General features: G+C 40.2%; 2 protein-coding genes. Both read left to right on the top strand.

All coding sequences use genetic code 11. The annotated features are described in order from the left end of the window. A partial coding sequence (locus GMD1S_RS07800; protein ID WP_000294973.1) for a metal ABC transporter permease occupies window positions 1–591 on the top strand: 591 nt, incomplete at its 5' end. 25 nt (window positions 592–616) lie between these two features. Next, window positions 617–1,260 (top strand): metal ABC transporter solute-binding protein, Zn/Mn family (locus GMD1S_RS07795; RefSeq protein WP_000733062.1); only part of this gene is annotated, 644 nt, incomplete at its 3' end.

Genomic DNA, 1,260 nt, shown 5'->3' with positions numbered 1-1,260 from the left:
AACTCTATCATCAAGAGTGACACTGCCATTGGTATTACCTTTTCATCTTTCTTAGCCTTAGGTGTCATCTTGATTAGTGTTGCCAAGAGTTCGACAGACCTCTTCCATATCCTTTTTGGGAATATCCTCGCTGTCCAAGATACGGACATGTGGATCACCATTGGTGTGGGGGCATTGATTCTCTTGATTATCGGGATTTTCTTTAAACAACTATTGATTACATCCTTTGACGAGCTTTTGGCTAAAGCCATGGGAATGCCTGTTAATTTCTATCACTATCTACTCATGGTGCTCTTGACCCTTGTGTCAGTCACTGCCATGCAAAGTGTTGGAACGATTCTTATCGTGGCCATGTTGATCACCCCAGCTGCGACGGCTTACCTTTATGCTAATAGCCTAAAGAGCATGATTTTTCTTTCATCAACCCTAGGGGCAACCGCTTCTGTTTTGGGACTCTTTATCGGCTATAGCTTCAACCTCGCAGCAGGATCCAGCATCGTGCTCACATCTGCCAGCTTCTTCTTAATCAGTTTCTTTATCTCTCCAAAGCAACGATACTTGAAACTAAAAAATAAAAAAATCAATAAATAAGGGGAAACCCTTCTGGAGGAATCTAATGAAAAAATTAGGTACATTGCTCGTTCTTTTTCTTTCTATCATTGGATTAGCTGCCTGTGCTAGTGGGAAAAAAGATACAGCATCTACAAACCAAAAACTAAAGGTTGTAGCGACTAACTCTATCATTGCTGATATTACTAAAAATATCGCTGGTGACAAGATTGATCTTCATAGTATCGTTCCTGTTGGTCAAGACCCACACGAGTACGAACCACTTCCTGAAGACGTAAAGAAAACTTCTGAGGCTGACCTCATTTTCTATAACGGTATCAACCTTGAAACAGGTGGCAATGCTTGGTTTACCAAATTGGTCGAAAATGCCAAGAAAACTGAAAACAAAGACTACTATGCAGTTAGTGACGGCGTAGATATCATCTACCTTGAAGGTCAAAACGAGAAAGGCAAAGAAGACCCACACGCTTGGCTCAACCTTGAAAATGGGATAATTTATGCTAAAAATATCGCTAAACAGTTGATTGCAAAAGACCCTAGCAACAAGGAATTCTACGAAAAAAATCTCAAAGACTATACTGAAAAGCTAGACAAACTGGACAAGGAAGCCAAAGAGAAATTTAACAATATCCCTGCTGAAAAGAAACTCATCGTAACCAGCGAAGGATGCTTCAAATACTTCTCTAAAGC

It is taken from the genome of Streptococcus sp. GMD1S (assembly GCF_000296875.1).
In the GTDB taxonomy this organism is placed as follows: Bacteria; Bacillota; Bacilli; order Lactobacillales; family Streptococcaceae; genus Streptococcus.
The sequence above is the reverse complement of the archived record's forward strand: the minus strand, read 5'-3'. Positions and strand labels throughout refer to the sequence as shown.